General features: G+C 53.1%; 16 protein-coding genes and 2 pseudogenes. 10 read left to right on the forward strand and 8 right to left on the reverse strand.

The features are described 5' to 3' along the window. Nucleotides 1-35 precede the first annotated feature (35 nt). From BR48_RS0101090 to BR48_RS0101110, 5 genes are all read right to left on the reverse strand, one after another. Complete coding sequence (locus BR48_RS0101090) at nucleotides 36-776, reverse strand: haloacid dehalogenase type II (RefSeq protein ID WP_051614417.1); 741 nt, start codon at nucleotides 774-776, stop codon at nucleotides 36-38. Nucleotides 777-1,045: 269 nt separating this feature from the next. After that, entirely contained in the window at nucleotides 1,046-1,648 is a 603-nt protein-coding gene (locus tag BR48_RS23420; protein WP_051614419.1) for a tautomerase family protein, read from the reverse strand. 185 nt (nucleotides 1,649-1,833) lie between these two features. Then, nucleotides 1,834-2,643 carry a pirin family protein gene (locus BR48_RS0101100; RefSeq protein ID WP_027229641.1) on the reverse strand — a complete coding sequence of 270 codons (810 nt, stop codon included), beginning with the start codon at nucleotides 2,641-2,643 and terminating at the stop codon, nucleotides 1,834-1,836. A gap of 21 nt (nucleotides 2,644-2,664) precedes the next feature. After that, nucleotides 2,665-2,883 (reverse strand): rubredoxin, encoded by a 219-nt coding sequence (locus BR48_RS23425; protein ID WP_051614421.1) that lies wholly within the window; start codon nucleotides 2,881-2,883, stop codon nucleotides 2,665-2,667. Between the two features lie 149 nt (nucleotides 2,884-3,032). Beyond that, complete coding sequence (locus BR48_RS0101110) at nucleotides 3,033-3,680, reverse strand: GntR family transcriptional regulator (protein WP_027229643.1); 648 nt, start codon at nucleotides 3,678-3,680, stop codon at nucleotides 3,033-3,035. A 458-nt stretch (nucleotides 3,681-4,138) separates the two neighbouring features. Here BR48_RS0101110 and BR48_RS0101120 point away from each other — a divergent pair, with 458 nt between their 5' ends. After that, complete coding sequence (locus tag BR48_RS0101120) at nucleotides 4,139-4,348, forward strand: cold-shock protein (RefSeq protein WP_027229645.1); 210 nt, start codon at nucleotides 4,139-4,141, stop codon at nucleotides 4,346-4,348. A 98-nt stretch (nucleotides 4,349-4,446) separates the two neighbouring features. Here BR48_RS0101120 and BR48_RS0101125 read toward each other — a convergent pair whose 3' ends face one another. Next, complete coding sequence (locus BR48_RS0101125) at nucleotides 4,447-5,907, reverse strand: MDR family MFS transporter (RefSeq protein WP_027229646.1); 1,461 nt, start codon at nucleotides 5,905-5,907, stop codon at nucleotides 4,447-4,449. Between the two features lie 787 nt (nucleotides 5,908-6,694). On the opposite strand from BR48_RS0101125, the gene BR48_RS0101130 reads away from it, so the two are divergent. The 6 genes from BR48_RS0101130 (at nucleotide 6,695) to BR48_RS23430 (ending at nucleotide 11,150) form a co-directional block, all read left to right on the forward strand. Next, nucleotides 6,695-7,354 (forward strand): MT-A70 family methyltransferase, encoded by a 660-nt coding sequence (locus tag BR48_RS0101130; RefSeq protein WP_245273333.1) that lies wholly within the window; start codon nucleotides 6,695-6,697, stop codon nucleotides 7,352-7,354. A 1,514-nt stretch (nucleotides 7,355-8,868) separates the two neighbouring features. Next, nucleotides 8,869-9,144 carry a hypothetical protein gene (locus tag BR48_RS26515; RefSeq protein WP_155810777.1) on the forward strand — a complete coding sequence of 92 codons (276 nt, stop codon included), beginning with the start codon at nucleotides 8,869-8,871 and terminating at the stop codon, nucleotides 9,142-9,144. A 23-nt stretch (nucleotides 9,145-9,167) separates the two neighbouring features. Next, nucleotides 9,168-9,611, forward strand: coding sequence for a hypothetical protein (locus BR48_RS0101140; RefSeq protein ID WP_155810778.1), 444 nt, complete (start codon nucleotides 9,168-9,170; stop codon nucleotides 9,609-9,611). Then, nucleotides 9,602-10,201 carry a site-specific integrase gene (locus tag BR48_RS0101145; protein ID WP_027229650.1) on the forward strand — a complete coding sequence of 200 codons (600 nt, stop codon included), beginning with the start codon at nucleotides 9,602-9,604 and terminating at the stop codon, nucleotides 10,199-10,201. The genes BR48_RS0101140 and BR48_RS0101145 overlap by 10 nt, the downstream gene beginning before the upstream one ends. An 11-nt stretch (nucleotides 10,202-10,212) precedes the next feature. Further along, entirely contained in the window at nucleotides 10,213-10,392 is a 180-nt protein-coding gene (locus tag BR48_RS0101150; RefSeq protein WP_027229651.1) for a hypothetical protein, read from the forward strand. Between the two features lie 92 nt (nucleotides 10,393-10,484). Further along, nucleotides 10,485-11,150 carry a helix-turn-helix transcriptional regulator gene (locus BR48_RS23430; protein ID WP_036812980.1) on the forward strand — a complete coding sequence of 222 codons (666 nt, stop codon included), beginning with the start codon at nucleotides 10,485-10,487 and terminating at the stop codon, nucleotides 11,148-11,150. Nucleotides 11,151-11,363: 213 nt separating this feature from the next. Here the strand turns inward: BR48_RS23430 and BR48_RS26545 are convergent. After that, nucleotides 11,364-11,684 (reverse strand): annotated as a pseudogene (locus BR48_RS26545) (DUF4372 domain-containing protein); the annotation flags it as partial. Between the two features lie 647 nt (nucleotides 11,685-12,331). Here BR48_RS26545 and repA point away from each other — a divergent pair. The 3 genes from repA to repC all read left to right on the forward strand — a co-directional run bounded on the left by repA (nucleotide 12,332) and on the right by repC (nucleotide 15,996). After that, nucleotides 12,332-13,549: a plasmid partitioning protein RepA gene (gene repA / locus BR48_RS0101160; protein WP_245273334.1), complete on the forward strand. Its 1,218-nt coding sequence runs from the start codon at nucleotides 12,332-12,334 to the stop codon at nucleotides 13,547-13,549. After that, on the forward strand, nucleotides 13,546-14,562 hold the full coding sequence (repB, locus tag BR48_RS23435; RefSeq protein ID WP_051614423.1) for a plasmid partitioning protein RepB: 1,017 nt from the start codon (nucleotides 13,546-13,548) through the stop codon (nucleotides 14,560-14,562). The genes repA and repB overlap by 4 nt, the downstream gene beginning before the upstream one ends. 216 nt (nucleotides 14,563-14,778) lie before the next feature. Beyond that, a complete protein-coding gene (gene repC / locus BR48_RS0101170) occupies nucleotides 14,779-15,996 on the forward strand; it encodes a plasmid replication protein RepC (RefSeq protein ID WP_027229653.1) in 1,218 nt (405 codons plus the stop codon). Between the two features lie 23 nt (nucleotides 15,997-16,019). On the opposite strand, the pseudogene BR48_RS25655 reads toward repC, so the two are convergent. Beyond that, a pseudogene (locus BR48_RS25655) lies at nucleotides 16,020-16,204 on the reverse strand (recombinase family protein); the annotation flags it as partial.

The following is a 16,204-nucleotide window of genomic DNA, read 5'->3' on the forward strand; positions in this document are numbered from 1 at the left end:
TCCTCACGCCACGTGCCAGAGGTCGACCAAACCCGTCAAACCGCCCCCACCTCGTCGGCAAGAGAGCTGAAACTATCGACACAGCAGTCGAGCCAACTCTCGGAGGCGATATCTGGCCGCGCATCGGGACCAAATTCGAGAGGACGCGCGACAAATGCAGTGCGCATGCCGAACGTCTTGGCTGCCGTCAGATCATATTTGTGACAAGCGACCATCAAAATCTGATGTGGGCTATAATTCAGGTAGTTGACGGCAAGTTGGTAGACCGCAGGTGCCGGTTTGTAACTTCTTGCCAGTTCCGCGGTCAGTATTGCATCGAAGGGCAGTTGCGCATGCTTGACGACAGCCACAACCGCCGCCATTCCGGCATTCGACAATGTCGTCGTCACAAAGCGGCGACGGAGGCGTGATAGCCCTTCGACGGCATCTGGCCATGGGTCAAGCTTTGTCCAGACGGCATTGAGATCGTCACGGTCTTGTTCAGTGAGAAGGGCGTCGAGACCGCGTCTTTCCAATAAGGTATCCAGCGCTTCACCGTAGATTTGATCGACCCTGATCCATGGCCGTTTCCCGTCAATGACTTCATTCAGCGTCGCCCGATAAAGCGCGCGCCATTCGGCCGCCACCTCTGCCCAGTTGATCGCAAGTCCTTTATTTTGATTGATTGCGGAACCGGCGCGCAGGACCGGTTGATAGAAGTCGGCGCATGTACCCTGGACGTCAAAGGCAATTGCCCTCACCTCCGCATACCAAGCAGTCGGATGTTCCTTCACCATTTTGGTGTTCCTTTGTCATGGATACGATGTTGTTACGTTTAGGCTGCGGTTGACGTCGGACATGCGCGCGACGTCAGCGACCGCATCCCAAAGGAACGGCACGATAGCCGTCGGCACTAACAGCGATCCGCCATGCCAACAGCGGCGTTGCCCGTCGTGGCAAGCTGTGGAAATTACCAAGGGTTATTCGTGCCTTCAGATGCTTGTTTTTGCCTGGGCCGGAGTGTGCCGAGGAGATGGCGACCGCTCTGGCGCGATCGGTCCAAAACTCATCCTTGGTGCTCAATGGACTCTGCCTGAGAGCCGCCCTTCTCTCGAGACATACTCGGAAGAACGCCGCCCAGGTCTCTTGGATAGTCATTCGCAGTCAGCATGCGTGCCTTGGCGGCAAAGTATTGCTCCACCCAAGCATATCGCTGGCTCGTTTTCGCGAGGCCAACAGAGCTCGAGATGCTCTCCATACTGATGGTATGGCCTGCACACCCCCAGTTTCCTTCCGGCACTTCGTCGATGACGACGAGGATACTTTTCCCGGCATCGTCGCGACCAGCAGCGCCAGTCGCATCAACGATCGCCTGGTTGACCCACGCATGCACCTCGCTCTTGTGCGCGCCATTCATGTAGCCTTCCGGAATGGTGACATGGACCAGGAACGGGCCGGGAGCACTGACGAAATTATCCCCAGGGGCTCCTCCGATCCAGAAGTCGCCGGGCGCCCGTTTCTCGAAAAGCACCCAAGCGAAGGCGCGGCCGCCTTGTGTGTCAGCTCCGCCCTCCATCCGTATCAGGACGTTGGTAAGGGCTTCGGCGATGTTGGCCTTGGCGACCTCATCGAGATCGCCATCTCTATAGTAGACAGTCATTATCGGCATGTCACTTACTCCTCAGAGAAAGGGCCCTGCCCGGGCAATCTGATGCACGCACATCGCCTCGGCAGACAGGCGATTTGCAAAAATCGCGATAGGGACAAGGCGAGATCACGTCTGTAGCGACGGGTTTTCTCCCATCAGATCGGAAACCGTGCACGCTAAGTATGTGATGGTTATCGAAGCGGAGCTCAATGGCCGACATGATCATGCTCCCATACCTTGATATTGTCCTCGTCGATCATAATCGTTTCGACAATGACTATGTCGCTGTCGTCCTCGCCGACCTCGATCCTGATTTCCAGATTCTCACGCTGGTAAAAGCCTGCGCTGTCACGCCTGTCCAGCTTGACGCCGTCAACGGAGGCAGATCCTTCACGGATGAAGACATACGCGCCGTGACCTGTACTGCGCAGATTGTAGGTAAAACTCCTGCCCGCATCCGCCATTAGCCTCGAGACACGGAGATCCTGCGGTATCGGCAGCGCGTCATCAGCATCGCCGACAAGTTGAATGATCTCGTTGCGCCTGCGACGGTAGTCGAAATGCCCACGATGATAGGTAGGCGGCAGATAGAGCTGTTGCGGCATCAACCAGAGATAAATGACGTGCATATCCTCCGGCGTGACACTGAGTTCGGAGTGCTTGCCGCCCGATCCGGCCGAGAACACATAAAAGTCACCAGCCTTCAGGTTATCGACCATCCCCTCGCCAGCGGTGTTGAGATGCGTCAACTGTCCTTCGAAAACGAAGGCACAGATAACGAAGTTATGGTGCGGATGCATGTTGTAGCCGCAGCCGGCGCCGTGAAACACCTCATCGCCAAAGACACGGATTGGACCAAAGCCGGGACGTCCGCTCTGATAACTGTTAAAGTTGAAACTGGACGCTCGGGTCACGAAGCCATCCGGATGCCCTGCGATATAGGATGCGCGTGTTCCATCCGATTTGATCATGTCGTGGCCGCGTTCATGATCGCGGATAACAAATGAATTGCTCATGTTAGTGCTCCTGGGTTGAGGTCAAGCTGCGCCTGCGAGATCGCTTCCACCGGCCGAGTAGCCGATGAACACCATCTCAAACATATGCTTAGGCGTGCCGCAGTCGGGGCAGACCCAGTCGCTTGGGATCTGGTTCCAGCGCGTGCCGGCAGCGATGCCGTGCTCGGGCAAGCCGATAGCCTCGTCATATGAAAATCCGCAGCCAAGACACATCAGCCGCTTGAAAGGTTCTTCAATCATCTTCGTCTCTCCTGATTAGTAGTGTGTAACGCGCTACGTGTGACGCACTACTAATATGGGAGTGATGAAGAGTCAAGACAGCCCTCGAAATTTTTTGCTTGTTGAACGTTGAATTTAATGCGACGCTTCCGTGGAAGGACTAACGCTCGCTAGGACCGGATGGATTGCAACAAGGCCTCAGTGAAGATCGGTTGCCACGACCGGATATGATGCTTCAGCAACTGGCTCAATCCCTGGACATCGCCGATTTCTGCCAATTCAATGATCCGGTAATGCTCCGAAACGGAATCGCGTTGCCGCTCGCGGCCCGCGTCGCTGGATATACCGTAGAGCCGCATCTGGTCTCGCAACGACATGACGGTGCCTTTCAATAGCTCGTTGTCGGCCTGTTCCGTGAGCAGGAGGTGAAAGCGCCTATCTGCCTCGAGGTAGCTCGAAACGTCGTTATTTTCAACGGTCTTGGCGACATAGTCTGCGGCGTCCTTCAGACTGCTGAGATCCTTCTTCCGCTTGAGCGCGACCACCTCAGCAGCGTAGACCTCAAGCAATTCGCGCATGTCGAACAGATTGCGGAGTTGTGCAAGCGTGGGAGCTACGACTCTGAAGCCTCGGTTTCGAAGAGGCTCGATCAACCCGCTTCGGGCCAGTTCCAGCAGGGCCTCCCGCACGGGAGTTGTCGAAACTCCCAGCGTGACAGCCAGGCTCGGCACCGAATACATGGAGCCCGGAGCGCTGTGTCCAGAGATAATCTCGGAACGGACGTGCTGAAGCACCTGTTCCCTGAGATTGTTTTCCATTTGGCGTTCTAAAGAGAGGTTCATACGTGCCATGTAGCGCGTTACTGGGTCGATTTCAATCGTTATCGTTGTTTTTTGTCGGTCAATGTTGAAGAGGTGAGCTTAGCGCTTGACCGGCCTTCTACAGTTGCCTCTGCGAGTCCACTGCGATCGTAACCTGTTTCGCTGTCGAGAACGCCTTGATTAGGTCGTCCCATGTCGAGTCTGGCATCCCATCGGGATATGACGCACGGAAGTCGCCGGCCTTCACTGAAATCGCTTCCCCGATGAGCTGTTGATTGTGAAGTGTCGCGAAGAAAAAGAACTGACGGCTCGGGGCGTTGAAAGTCGCCCACTTGAGACACTCAAGTTGGTCGTGAGGACAGCCGACAATAAGTTTTCCATCCGTCGGTGATGTCACGGCTTGATCCTTATTACTGCCCTCGATACGCTGTTATTTGCAACAGAGGGGACGACAAATGGCTACTGGTACAGTTAAGTGGTTTAATTCTCAGAAGGGCTTCGGGTTCATTCAGCCAGATAGCGGCGGTACAGACGTGTTCGTACATATTTCGGCGGTCGAGCGAGCCGGGCTTCGCGAACTAAACGATGGGCAAAAAATTAGCTTCGAAATCGTTCAAGACAAAAGATCGGGCAAGATGTCTGCCGATCAATTGCGTGCAATGTAATGGATTAATCCAGGCCGAGTATTCGAGGGGCCAGCGGACGATCGACTAGGAGAGGCGGAGCGCGGCCGATTCCCTATCAAATTCATATGATCAATTCGCTAGGCCTCCCGGGTCGCGCCCCTAGGTCGTGGCACTAACAAGCAAGTCGGTACGATCAACGTAGCGATGAAGAGCATCACTATGAATGTAGTATGCAGTGCACCCTGCAGGGCAAGACGGATCTCTTGGGTGTCGTTAACGACAGCGCCCGCGCCATTCAGGAGCATCCGCAGCTTTTCCGGCGTTATTGCATGGCCGCTGGTGCTATGCGTAAGACCATAGGTAAGAACAGCACCGAGCACTGCTGCGCCGAGCGTGCTGCCAAGGTTGCGCGAGAACACGTTCGAGGCGGTGGCGCTACCGCGCTCAGACCAGTTCACGCTATCCTGGGCTAGGATCAATGCACCGATGTTCAGCAGCCCCATGCCAAAACCCATTATGAGCGAACCGGCACCAGCCAGAACTGCGGAACTTGACGGCGTAAGCAGAACGAAAAAGTATGTTCCGACAGGTATAAATATGCTTCCGGTTATCATGATGGGTCGCAGACCGAAGCGGGCAAACTGTCTGGAGGCGAGCGTTGCGCCGAAGGGCCAACCCAGCAATAACATCGTCAATGCGAATCCTGCTATGAGGGGCGAGCGGTTGAGTACTGTTTGTACGTACATCGGCAGGAAGGTCGTTAGGCCCATAATCGACATGCTAGCGAAAAAGACTGCCAAATTTGAGAAAGCTATCGGCGGTTTCAGCCACAGGTCTGGGGCAACCATGGGTGCTTGGGCTCGTCGTTCCTGCCAGATGAAAGCAGTAAGCGCCACAATAAAGACGGCCAGCGCGGCTATGGCCTGGCCAGACACTGCGCTTTCTATTTCGGTAAGAGCAATCATTAACGAGGAAATAGAAATGGCAAAAAAGGCGGCGCCGAGTATGTCGATAGATACCAGTCTGATCCGTTTTTCCTCATGGAGATACAGAATGAAGCCCGCTGCGGCGAAAAGCCCGACCGGTACGTTAATCCAGAATATCCATGCCCAGGGAAGGTTGTGAATAATGAGGCTGCCGAGAAGCGGTCCAACGACCGCCGACAGTGCCCATACACTTGCAAGATAACCTTGAACCTTGCCGCGCTGTTGTCCAGGAAAAAGATCGGCAACCACCGTCATGGCAACGGGTTGAATTGCTCCGGCCCCGATGCCCTGCAGCAGCCTGAACGCGATCATGGATGGCATCGACCATGCGAAGCCGGCAAGCACCGAGGCGAACAGAAAGAGTGCGATGCCGATGAGTATCATTGGCTTACGACCATAAATATCCGCGAGCTTTCCGAATATCACCGTTGTCGCAGTTTGGGTCAGCAGGAATGACGAAAAAACCCAGGAATAGAGATTGATCTGCCCAAGTTGTGCCGCGATTTGTGGCATTGCCGTTGAAACGATGGTTGCCTCGATGGCAATCATCGCCATACTTGCCATAATCGCGCCTACTACTAGTCCGCGATGGGTGGTGGTTCGTGGTGTCATGGATGGCTTTCGGAACAAATGTTCAGCGAATGGGCGTTCGACGCAGAGGGCGGTTACCGCATAAACCTATCTAAGCTTTGCGACTCTCGCGTCAAGCTTCATTTCAGCTTTATGGCCCGGCTGGCATAGCACCGGCTTATCTTCAGAGAACTTTCACCCCTCGAGGGTGTTCCAACTTATCGGACAACAACGAACCACCTCCGCAGAGGGTCATACCCACGGTGATCCAATTGGTGAAGACGGCTCCCTAAGTTGCATGACCGCTAAATACACCGCACCCTCATTATGAGCGGACTTGACGTTCACGTGGCTCGAAGACTGAACCCCTGATCTTTTTTCGGTTCGTATGGCGACCCTCGTTGCATGTCCATAGCGTCTGCCATCTTCGACCGAATAGACCCTTTCCAGGCAAAGATTGAATCATAGACGTTCCGCAAACTAGAGACTTTCTGGTTTTGGCAGCAATCGACGGCACATGACCTTCGCTTTGGGCGTAATGTCTCTGCCTCTTATCCATCGACGCGACAACCGCGCCTGCTTTCATACCGAGCGGCAACCTGTCGATGCGGAATGAAGGCCCCTTCCCTTCATGCTTTCAAAAAAACCTTCATAAGCCGCGAATTCCTCTGGCGTGACACCCCGAAAGATGAACCAATAGTAAGAAATATTGACATAAATAGGACGATATGTCATGATAACTATCAGTACGCCACGGCAACTTGGTCAGTAGGAACTCATAGTAGTTGACCATTACGGACGCGCGCCCAAGCGCGCTAGAGGATTTATAGTGAAGGTCGAACAGTGTGAATCAAACGTTATCGAACAATTTCGTAGGGATATTGGAGGCGCTAGGTTTGCGACGGTACTTGCCGACCCGCCTTGGCAGTTCGCAAATCGAACGGGCAAGGTCGCCCCGGAGCATTCCCGGCTAAATCGATACCACACTATGAGTTTAAGTGAAATCAGCAGCCTACCAGTGGAGGAGGTATTGGCCCCAACTGCACACCTCTACTTGTGGGTGCCCAATGCGTTATTGCCCGACGGTCTGCAAGTCATGAAGAGTTGGGGATTTGAGTACAAATCCAATATAATCTGGCACAAGTTGCGCAAGGATGGCGGATCAGACGGACGCGGCGTCGGGTTTTATTTTCGCAATGTCACAGAAGTACTTCTATTCGGCATACGAGGGAAAAATGCTCGAACGCTAGACCCAGGTCGTAGGCAGGTGAACTATATGGGAACCCGAAAGCGCGAGCACAGCCGAAAGCCCGATGAACAGTACACGTTGATCGAGGCCTGCAGCCCCGGCCCGCGACTTGAGATGTTCTCTCGCGGTACTCGGCAAGGATGGACCGTTTGGGGTAACCAAGCGAACGATGACTACGAGCCAAGCTGGAAGACTTATTCTTACAATTCCGCAACGCAAATTCCGGCAGCAGCCGAATAGCTGTTCTTCGGGTTTATTTTGCCCTCCTCACGCTCGCTCGCTCCTTGATCAGTCACAAGTCGCAATTCCGAGTTATCGTCGTCGCGTAGTCCACAACTTGCGGCCGCAGTTGATATTTGCCGCGCCCGGCTTTGAAGGGGGTGGACGACTCTTCAACGATCCCTCAGTCTATTTGATTGAGGTATCGTAGAGGCGGGAAGCAGCAGTCACGAAGGGATTTGGATATCGCGAAGTCTGTGTTTCAGTTTCATGGCGAGGTCGTCGATATGCGGCACCCAAGTGCCGCAAGGTGGTTCGACTCTTTGCTGGATTTCAGCATTCGGCAGAGCTTTGTAAACACTTAGTCGACACCGGCCTGATCAGCTCGTAACTGATCTGCTGGCCATTATTAAGGTCGCCCATTCCCTGCACGTTCTACCGCCGAACTGTGAACGACACGTCGGCACTCCCTCATTTGGCTGGATGACGCCAAAACTTGGTCGAGTTGAACCACTTAACGGCTTCCGTTGCAATTTGATGCCCTCTATGTTGAAACGCACGGTGTCAAGGTTGAACAAAGGATCGAGTTCTTGCGGTAATGAAAACTCCTTTAGCAACCAACCGTTTTCATTAACAGTAGCTGATCCCGGGACTCCAAGTCGTCCCGGCTGGGGTGGCAAATGACAAACCGCGGCCCGTTGATATTGGGCAGCTGAATCCTGTTGTCGGGGATGTCTCTTCCTTTGCAGTTATTGAACGAGTTGCAACCACCATGCGTACCCCGCCCTACCGCCGCGATACTCACGATGCGCAGCTCGGTAGGCCATGTAGAGACGTCCGATAGCATCACTCACGTCGAGGCTGGCGTACACTAAGAATGATTGATACCCATTTAGCGCAATTGTAAAAGTGACGGTTTCGGCCGGAGTTCAAGCGAGTTTCCGAGCGCACGCGGAATGTCATAAAAAGAAACCCTTGAGGAAATAATTGCGATAATCGATTATTTGCGTATTGAAATTTACACGCGCCTCTTCGAGCGAATGTTGGCTCTATAACTTACTGATCTAACAGCAAGAAAGTCCAATGTAAGAAATTATCTTGTAAGAAAAAGACGTCGAATTTATTGACAGATTAACCTATTGAAAACCTTCAACTTTATGGCGATTGTAAGTTTCTGTGGTTTTTCTGACATCTAAGTAATGGTCGCCGTGCCATTTTCTGACATGTTTTATTCTTACAACCAAAATTTGGTGCTCGTAACACGTTGAAAACGCTAAGATTTTTCAAAACTGTAAGTTTGTGTGCGTTTTCTTACATTTTTGACCCGTCGCCAGTTTTAGCCCTCCCTACCCTTCCTATGAATGGCATGTGTTGTTGATGTGAGGCACCTGGGGATTCGACCTCATTGACGGACAAAACTATAAAAAAATTGTCAATAATATTGACACCAGAATCGTCTGAAATTAAGACAGTCGCGCAGATGCACTCGGACGGTGACGCATTTACTGTCCAACGCGATTTGAGAGGAGGTCTCTGTGAGACGAAGGAAACAATTTGAATTTATCAATGAAAAGCGTCTGGACATGTCTTCCGATGTATTTCGTCAGCGGCTAGTCGAGACCGGTATCTCTGCCTACCAGTTCACCAAGCTCACGGACATTACGCGGAGTCGGCTTCGTCGTGTCCGCGAGGGCGAGGAGAAAAGTCTGATTGAACGAGAGCCAGGATGCTTTGTCGTGCCCCGGCATTTTGCGGTCATTCTGCTGGCCATTGAGTGCGGACTTTTGATCAAGGGTCCAGAATCGCTTTGAATTAATTGAAGGGAGAGTAGAAATTGACCAAATCGTCAACCCGTGCTGCAACAGACATGGGAAATATTTTCGGGCTTGTAGAATTATCCTTGGAACCCCCGAGCAAACCGTCAAGCATTATCGGTTCTTGGGAGCAGGGTTATCAAGAATGGTCTAACCTGCTGGCCAAGAGAATCGTCATTATTTCCAAGCAGATGCACAAGAATGAACTCAGGGCCGACCTTGACGAGATTGCTCAATTCTATCTCGCCCCGGTATTGGACCCGGAAATGGGTACTTTCGATCAGGGAGTGCGAGCCGCATCAAGGGATGTGGCTGCAGCGGTCCTTACCATGCTGCGGCATCACTTTGGCGACCATGCGGAGATCGACAGACTGATGAGGGAGCACACGTCCGGATCTCAACTGAAGCAAGAGATCAATGCGGGTTCAAATCGGACAGCTAAGAGGGCAAAAAAATGGCAATGAAGAAAGCGAAAACTCTTACGCATGAGCAGTTTCAGGAGTTGTTTGACTCTGCCAGTACTTCGAAGAACGGCGGCAGAGATCGCGTGATGTTACTGCTTTCGTTCAAATGCGGATTGCGAGCTTGCGAGATCGCGCGGCTGCGGTGGAGCGATGTTACGGATGCGAGGGGAACGATACTCCCCGTAGGGGCCGCAATCGAGCTTGGCCATCATATTACTAAGGGCAACAAGCCTGACACTAAGGTGTACATGCACACGATGCTCCGCGACGCCCTTGTTGAGCTTAGGAAGGTCGTCGCGGGGGATCCAGCGCAATTCTTGATGTATACCACGCGAAGAGGCGCCGGCCCCGGCATGAGTGTGACCGGTTTGACGGTGTACCTACATAGACTGTACGCCAAATTTGGTCTGAAGGGCTGTTCGTCTCACACCGGGCGACGGACATTCATAACAACCCTTGCTCGTGTTTGTAACAATTACGACAATTCGCTAAAAGATGTTCAACTGCTCGCCCGACACGCCGATATCCGCACGACGGAAAAGTACATAGATCTCTCCCCAAGGGTGATTCAAATGGCGATTAGCGTATAGGAAAGGTTGAGATGATCGAATTTACTGTGCAGATCGTACAGCTGTGCTCTGGCTCCGAGAAAACCAACGAGTTAAAAATCGAGGCGGGGTCCCCTGCCCTCGCTTTCCAGAAAATCCGTGAAAACTTTGACGATATTGTTTACGTCAATATTCTGAAGCAAGCGCCCATCTCCCAGATCAAAATTGTGTAACTCGGAGCGAGCAGAACTCCCAATGCAATTCGCTCGCGACGACCATATTCGCAGCGACCCACTCGGATTTTTCGTGACAGGAGTTACCCCAGTTGTCCCAGATTGAAACCAAAGATGTCGTAGCCGGTATCGGTGAACGTATCAAACAAGCCAGAGAGTTTGCCAGAATGACTCAGGCGGGCCTTGCCGCACATTTGGAAATTAGCCGCACCGCGGTGACGCAATGGGAATCCGGCGTTACGTTTCCATCGTATGATAAACTGATCGATATCGCCAAGTTGTTCCACGTTGGTCCGGAGTACCTCGCGTTTAATATTTCCCGTCAAGTGGAATACAAACTTCCCGACGATGTTATAAAATTGCCAGTGGTCCACTTTGATAATCGAACTGATCGCATACACACGTTCGCTCACTACCTTTCGAAGAAGTTTGTAACCGACACACTCCGCTTGGCAGACGCTGGCGATCTCTACGTGTATCAGATCGAGACAGCCGCCTTTGAACCCAGGATTTCACCTGGAGATCACCTTATAGTTGACGGGAACCCTGCTCAACTTTCAGGATATGGTCTTTCGCTTATATGGAATGGCTATAACGCCCAAGTAGTCGAGATTACCTCCAACCTAGGTCGACCGGGTTTTGTAAGGGTTTTCATGACGGCCGCCGGTTCTGCCGAAAATGCGAGGCACTTCGATGTAGATTTTGCGGATCTCAACGTTTTAGGACGTGTCTGTGGGCGCGTTGGGCGCGCACTTTAAGCATCATGATATCAACAAGGGTCGGTAAACTCGATAGTGGACAGCGATATCAACTGCGACTGTGCGAAGGCCCCTAGCCTGTCCAGATCTAAGCCTATCAAATTGCCGGCTTTCAATTGCTTTCGGCAATGTCAACTCGTGTGAGGCCGGCGAAGAAATTATCTGCTGTGATAACGATAATTCAAGACCATAGGATTGTGGTGTGTCTACGGGCCCAGCTCTTGCCGCTAGTTCGGCAAACTGTTCGGCAAACACGGCACTCGGGCGCTTCGCATTGGTGTCGGCAAGCGACGACCGGGAGGCGGGCCGGGCACCGAGATCATAAAGCCGCGCCGCATAGCTTTCCAATACGCCGGCGATCGCGCGCAAAGTGACTTCTCAGCCAGCTGTCCTTATAAAAGGGCCATTAGCTGGTCTTCGTCGACAACCGGCGAATGTGTTTGTCGGCGCCATGCCTGTCCACAAACCCGTCAAAGGCAGCCACGGAACACGCTTCAAAAGATCATGAAAGACGCTATTGTGATGGCGCGAGATTGCTCCTCCTGCGGGTCCGGGATCGTCGTCAACAATCGAACACCAGAATCAACACCGTGCGTCATGTCCACAATATTGACTGGACAGCAGTGGCATGCGGGGGAAAACGACGCAACCGATCGTAACCTCAGTCTGCTGAGCCGGAGAGCACGCCGGTGGACGCTTACCGCGGCAATTTATTGATCGACGCGAAATGATTGTCTCTTTGGCCAGGTGGTTCGGTGTCGATCCGTTCACTGCGTTCGAGCGTGGTGGAATGACCGATCCGTGCTTTGGGCGCTGTGCCGCAGTGCAGCGTTGTAGATGGGGAACACCATCGTAGGCGCGTCGGCGGTCAACAGGTCATCTGGTCGAGCAACGGCTCCTGCTAGCGCGGATTATCTTCACGACGTAGCACTGTTGATTGGTGTGGAGGTCCCGGTTGACGCTCCCAGAGTGTAGCGGCGCCGTCCGCGGAGGCGAATACGATGCCTTTTCAATGAGATTGTCAGCTGACAATCGTGTGAAAAAGGTCGTTAAAACAATTGCCTAATAATGGAACTGGTAACTCGTTAAGACCTTGTTAACCTATTATTTCTTGACCGAATCGGGGACTCAGTCCAGTTTGCGTGAAAATCGTTATTTAACTCGTTTTTGCGTGAATGCCAATGAACAGCACTGAAGCCTTAAAAGCGCGGCAGTCGATCCAACCAGCGATCGATGAAACGATCTGGGCGGATTCCCAAGCGCTAGGATCGCAGCTTCAGCTGCTGCGCGAGCGCTTGTTTCCACCAGAGGCTGAAAAGCAGTTGCGGCGTTTTTCGAGCGCAGAAGTCGCAAAGCTAATTGGAGTGACCGAAAGTTATGTGCGCCACTTGGCACTTGCAGAAGACGGCCCGGTTCCTGAGAAAGCTCAGAATGGAAAGCGGGCTTATACGCTCGACCAGATTCATGCGCTAAGGCGCCATCTCACTAAAGGCAAAACATCTTACGTACCAATTCGAACTGCGGGTGAACACTTACAGATAATAGCGGTTACAAACTTCAAAGGCGGGTCTGGTAAAACCACCAGTGCAGCCCACCTAGCTCAGTATTTTGCATTACGCGGATATCGCGTTTTAGCAGTGGACCTTGATCCGCAGGCGTCGATGTCAGCCCTATACGGATATCAGCCCGAATTTGACGTTGGCGACAACGGTACACTCTATGGTGCTATACGCTACGACGAGGAACGGCGTCCTCTAAGCGAGATAATTCGGCGCACATATTTTGCTGGTCTTGATCTTGTGCCAGGCAATCTTGAACTCCATGAGTTCGAACATGACACCCCCCGTGTGTTGTCCGACAGAAACCGAGATCCGGATGGGCTCTTTTTCATGCGGGTGTCGAATGCATTGGAAAGTGTAGGAGATAATTACGACGTTGTGGTCATAGATTGCCCGCCTCAGTTGGGTTTCCTCACGATGTCTGCACTCTGCGCTGCCACGTCCGTGTTGATCACGGTACATCCTCAGATGCTGGACGTAGCTTCCATGAACCAGTTTCTTGCTATGACCTCGCAGTTGCTCTCGGTCGTTAGAGAGGCAGGTGGTAACTTGGGATACGACTGGATGAGATACCTGGTAACGCGGTACGAACCTCATGACGGTCCCCAAGCTCAAATTGTGGCTTTTCTGCGCAATTTATTCAGCGAGCGAGTTCTGACCGCTATGATGGTCAAATCGACGGCTGTATCGGACGCGGGATTGTCAAAACAAACAATTTACGAAGCCGGCCGCGAAACCATGAACCGTCAAACCTATGATCGGGCTGTTGAATCTATGGACAGTGTGAACGCTGAAATCGAAGGTCTAGTTAGGCAAGCCTGGGGGAGGGCCGCGGCGTGAAAGGAAGAGACGTATTACGTGGTCTCGTTGATGCAGGAAGGCCAATACCCACCCAGGTGGAAATGCCACATGCGCGGCCCGCCGGTGCTGTTAAGGCAATGAGCTTGGGATTGGATCGGCTTACGGAAGAGGCGGCTGCAGCAAAAAACCTCCGCGAAGCACTCGCCGGAGGTGACAGCGTAGTTGAGCTCGATCCAGCACTTATTGATCCGTCAATGATAATGGATCGGATCGCCTTTAACAGCGATCCCGAATTCGACGAGCTGAAATCGGCGATCGAAACAAATGGTCAACAAGTGCCAATCCTTGTCAGACCGCATCCGCAGGACGCGAATAGGTTCCAGGCGGCATACGGCCATCGACGGATCAGAGTGTCCTTGGAGCTGGGCTTCAAAGTTAAGGCGATCGTCAAAAACCTGACCGACCATGAGTTGGTAGTAGCACAGGGTCAGGAAAACGGTCCTCGTCTTGACCTTAGCTTCATTGAACGGGCTTTGTTTGCTTTGCGGATGGAACAAAGTGGCTTCGATCGTGAAACCGTTTGTGCGGCATTGGGAGTTGATAAGCCGGAGGCGTCGCGGTTGCTCTCAGTGGCGAACGCGATAGATGCGGAGATAATTCTCGCCATTGGCCCGGCGCCGAAAGTTGGTAGACCGCGGTGGATGGCTCTCGTAGCGAACCTGCAGTCAAACGGTGCGACGGACCGAACTCATAAAATACTAGCCAGCCCGGCATTCAAGGAAGCCAATTCAGATGCTCGATTTAGGTATGTTTTCGACGCTGCCGGAAGCAAGCCGGGTAACGCCAAGGCAAGGCCAAAGTCTGAATTGAGAGCGCGTGGTGAAAGGGTTGCTTGGCTCGAAAGGAAAGGCAAACAGCTTCGCCTCATCAGCGATAAAGTTGCCTTTAACTCATTTCTCGAAGCGAAAATCCCGCAACTGTTGGCAGAATTCGAAGCCGAGTTGCCATCAACGAGGCCGATTTCAAAAAAGGAGGTTGCCATTGAAAAATAGAGGTTTTCAATAAATTGTCAGCTGACAATTTATTGAATGACGCTTCGTCAGAATAACCGCAAAAGAAAAAAGCCCACCAAAACATCGCTGTTCGGAAGGCTTCTCTCATATCGTTTCACAGCGTTGAGAATCGCATTTCCCAGAATCAGTGTCAAGAGTCTTCATCGTCGTTTTGGCGCGCAGCAATCTTTTGCCTTTTTAAAAAGGTGAATGGGGATGTTTGGAAGTTTAATAACGACGCCCTTTGGGCGGCGATCGATGTCGCTTGACCAGCTGAAAACACAAGCGCAAGCGCATAACATCGAGGAAGGCAATACTGCCGACAAGTGGCAGATCTATCGTTGGCTCTGTGAAGGCAAGAACGTCATCGGGGTCGGCGATCGCACGCTGGCGGTCCTCAATGCCCTGCTGTCGTTTCTGCCGGACAATGAACTCTCGGTGGATAACGGGCTGGTGGTGTTTCCCTCCAATGTGCAGTTGTCGATGCGGGCGCATGGCATGGCCAATGCCACCTTGCGCCGGCATCTGGCAGCGCTCGTCGACTGCGGCCTGATCACCCGAAAGGACAGTCCTAACGGCAAGCGTTATTCAAGGAAGGGCAGGGGCGGCGAGATTACCGATGCCTTCGGCTTTTCCCTGGCACCGCTTCTGGCACGGTCTGAAGAACTGCAGGCGGCGGCTGAGAGCGTGCGGGCAGCTTCGCGGGCGCTCAAGCTGGTTCGCGAGCGCATCACGCTGAACCGGCGCGATATCGCCAAGCTGATCGAGGTTGCCGTCGAAGAAGCGGTGCCAGGCGACTGGGGGACGCTGTGGAAGCGCTTTCGGGTAATTGTTGAGGCCATTCCGCGCCAGGCGAGCCTCGCAGCGCTGCAGCCGATCCTTGCCGATCTAGCTGCTTTGCATGACGAAGTGGCTATGTTGTTGGAAAACCATGTCAATGAGAAGAATCCGAGCGCCAATGAGTCTCAAACTGAGCCGCAGCAACAGAATTCAAATACCGATTCTTCATCTGATATTGAACCTGGCTTCAGAAGCAGCCAAGGGGCAAAATCTCGACCCAACCAACCAAGGGCAGAGGATGCGACAAAGACCTATCCGCTCGGCCTGGTGATGAAGGCCTGTCCGGAGATCGCCGACTATGCGCCAAGCGGTATTGGTACCTGGCGGGAGTTGATAGCGACGGCCGCCCAAGTCAGGGGCTACCTTGGGATTTCACCCTCCGCCTATGAGGAGGCGCTTGATGTGTTTGGCCAGGAAAACACCGCCATTGTCATTGCCTGCATCCTCGAGCGGGCACAAGCCATCAACTCAGCTGGGGGCTATCTGCGCGTCCTGACCGAAAAGGCAAGGGCAGGGGAGTTTACCGTAGGACCGATGCTGATGGCAGCCCTCAAAGCCAACGGCGAGCGCCCGCAACTGGTGGCGGCGACGTAAAGGATGAGCGCATGAAAACTCCACTATACGCGGACGAGCCCGAACTTTCGCGCCCGGTCCAGCAGGTGCTTGACCGAGGATGGGGCCCAGCGCGACGAACCGCGTGGCGTGCGCTCGTGCATACCTTCGAGCTGTGCGGCGATGTCGCGAAGTGTCAGGTCGGGGTTTGCATTGGCAATGCCTGTGATCAGCATCATAAGCCGGTCTT

The sequence above is a fragment of the Phyllobacterium sp. UNC302MFCol5.2 genome, from assembly GCF_000686005.1.
In the GTDB taxonomy this organism is placed as follows: Bacteria; Pseudomonadota; Alphaproteobacteria; order Rhizobiales; family Rhizobiaceae; genus Phyllobacterium; species Phyllobacterium pellucidum.

What these genes read in the sequence shown, in the direction of transcription:
- BR48_RS0101110 (WP_027229643.1), bottom strand. Translation starts at nt 3,680, where the DNA reads ATGGAAAACAATCTCAGGGAACAGGTGCTTCAGCACGTCCGTTCCGAG.
- BR48_RS23425 (WP_051614421.1), bottom strand. Translation starts at nt 2,883, where the DNA reads ATGATTGAAGAACCTTTCAAGCGGCTGATGTGTCTTGGCTGCGGATTT.
- BR48_RS0101100 (WP_027229641.1), bottom strand. Translation starts at nt 2,643, where the DNA reads ATGAGCAATTCATTTGTTATCCGCGATCATGAACGCGGCCACGACATG.
- BR48_RS0101120 (WP_027229645.1), top strand. Translation starts at nt 4,139, where the DNA reads ATGGCTACTGGTACAGTTAAGTGGTTTAATTCTCAGAAGGGCTTCGGG.
- repA (WP_245273334.1), top strand. Translation starts at nt 12,332, where the DNA reads ATGAACAGCACTGAAGCCTTAAAAGCGCGGCAGTCGATCCAACCAGCG.
- BR48_RS0101145 (WP_027229650.1), top strand. Translation starts at nt 9,602, where the DNA reads ATGGCAATGAAGAAAGCGAAAACTCTTACGCATGAGCAGTTTCAGGAG.
- BR48_RS0101150 (WP_027229651.1), top strand. Translation starts at nt 10,213, where the DNA reads ATGATCGAATTTACTGTGCAGATCGTACAGCTGTGCTCTGGCTCCGAG.
- repC (WP_027229653.1), top strand. Translation starts at nt 14,779, where the DNA reads ATGTTTGGAAGTTTAATAACGACGCCCTTTGGGCGGCGATCGATGTCG.
- BR48_RS0101125 (WP_027229646.1), bottom strand. Translation starts at nt 5,907, where the DNA reads ATGACACCACGAACCACCACCCATCGCGGACTAGTAGTAGGCGCGATT.
- BR48_RS0101090 (WP_051614417.1), bottom strand. Translation starts at nt 776, where the DNA reads ATGGTGAAGGAACATCCGACTGCTTGGTATGCGGAGGTGAGGGCAATT.
- BR48_RS23420 (WP_051614419.1), bottom strand. Translation starts at nt 1,648, where the DNA reads ATGCCGATAATGACTGTCTACTATAGAGATGGCGATCTCGATGAGGTC.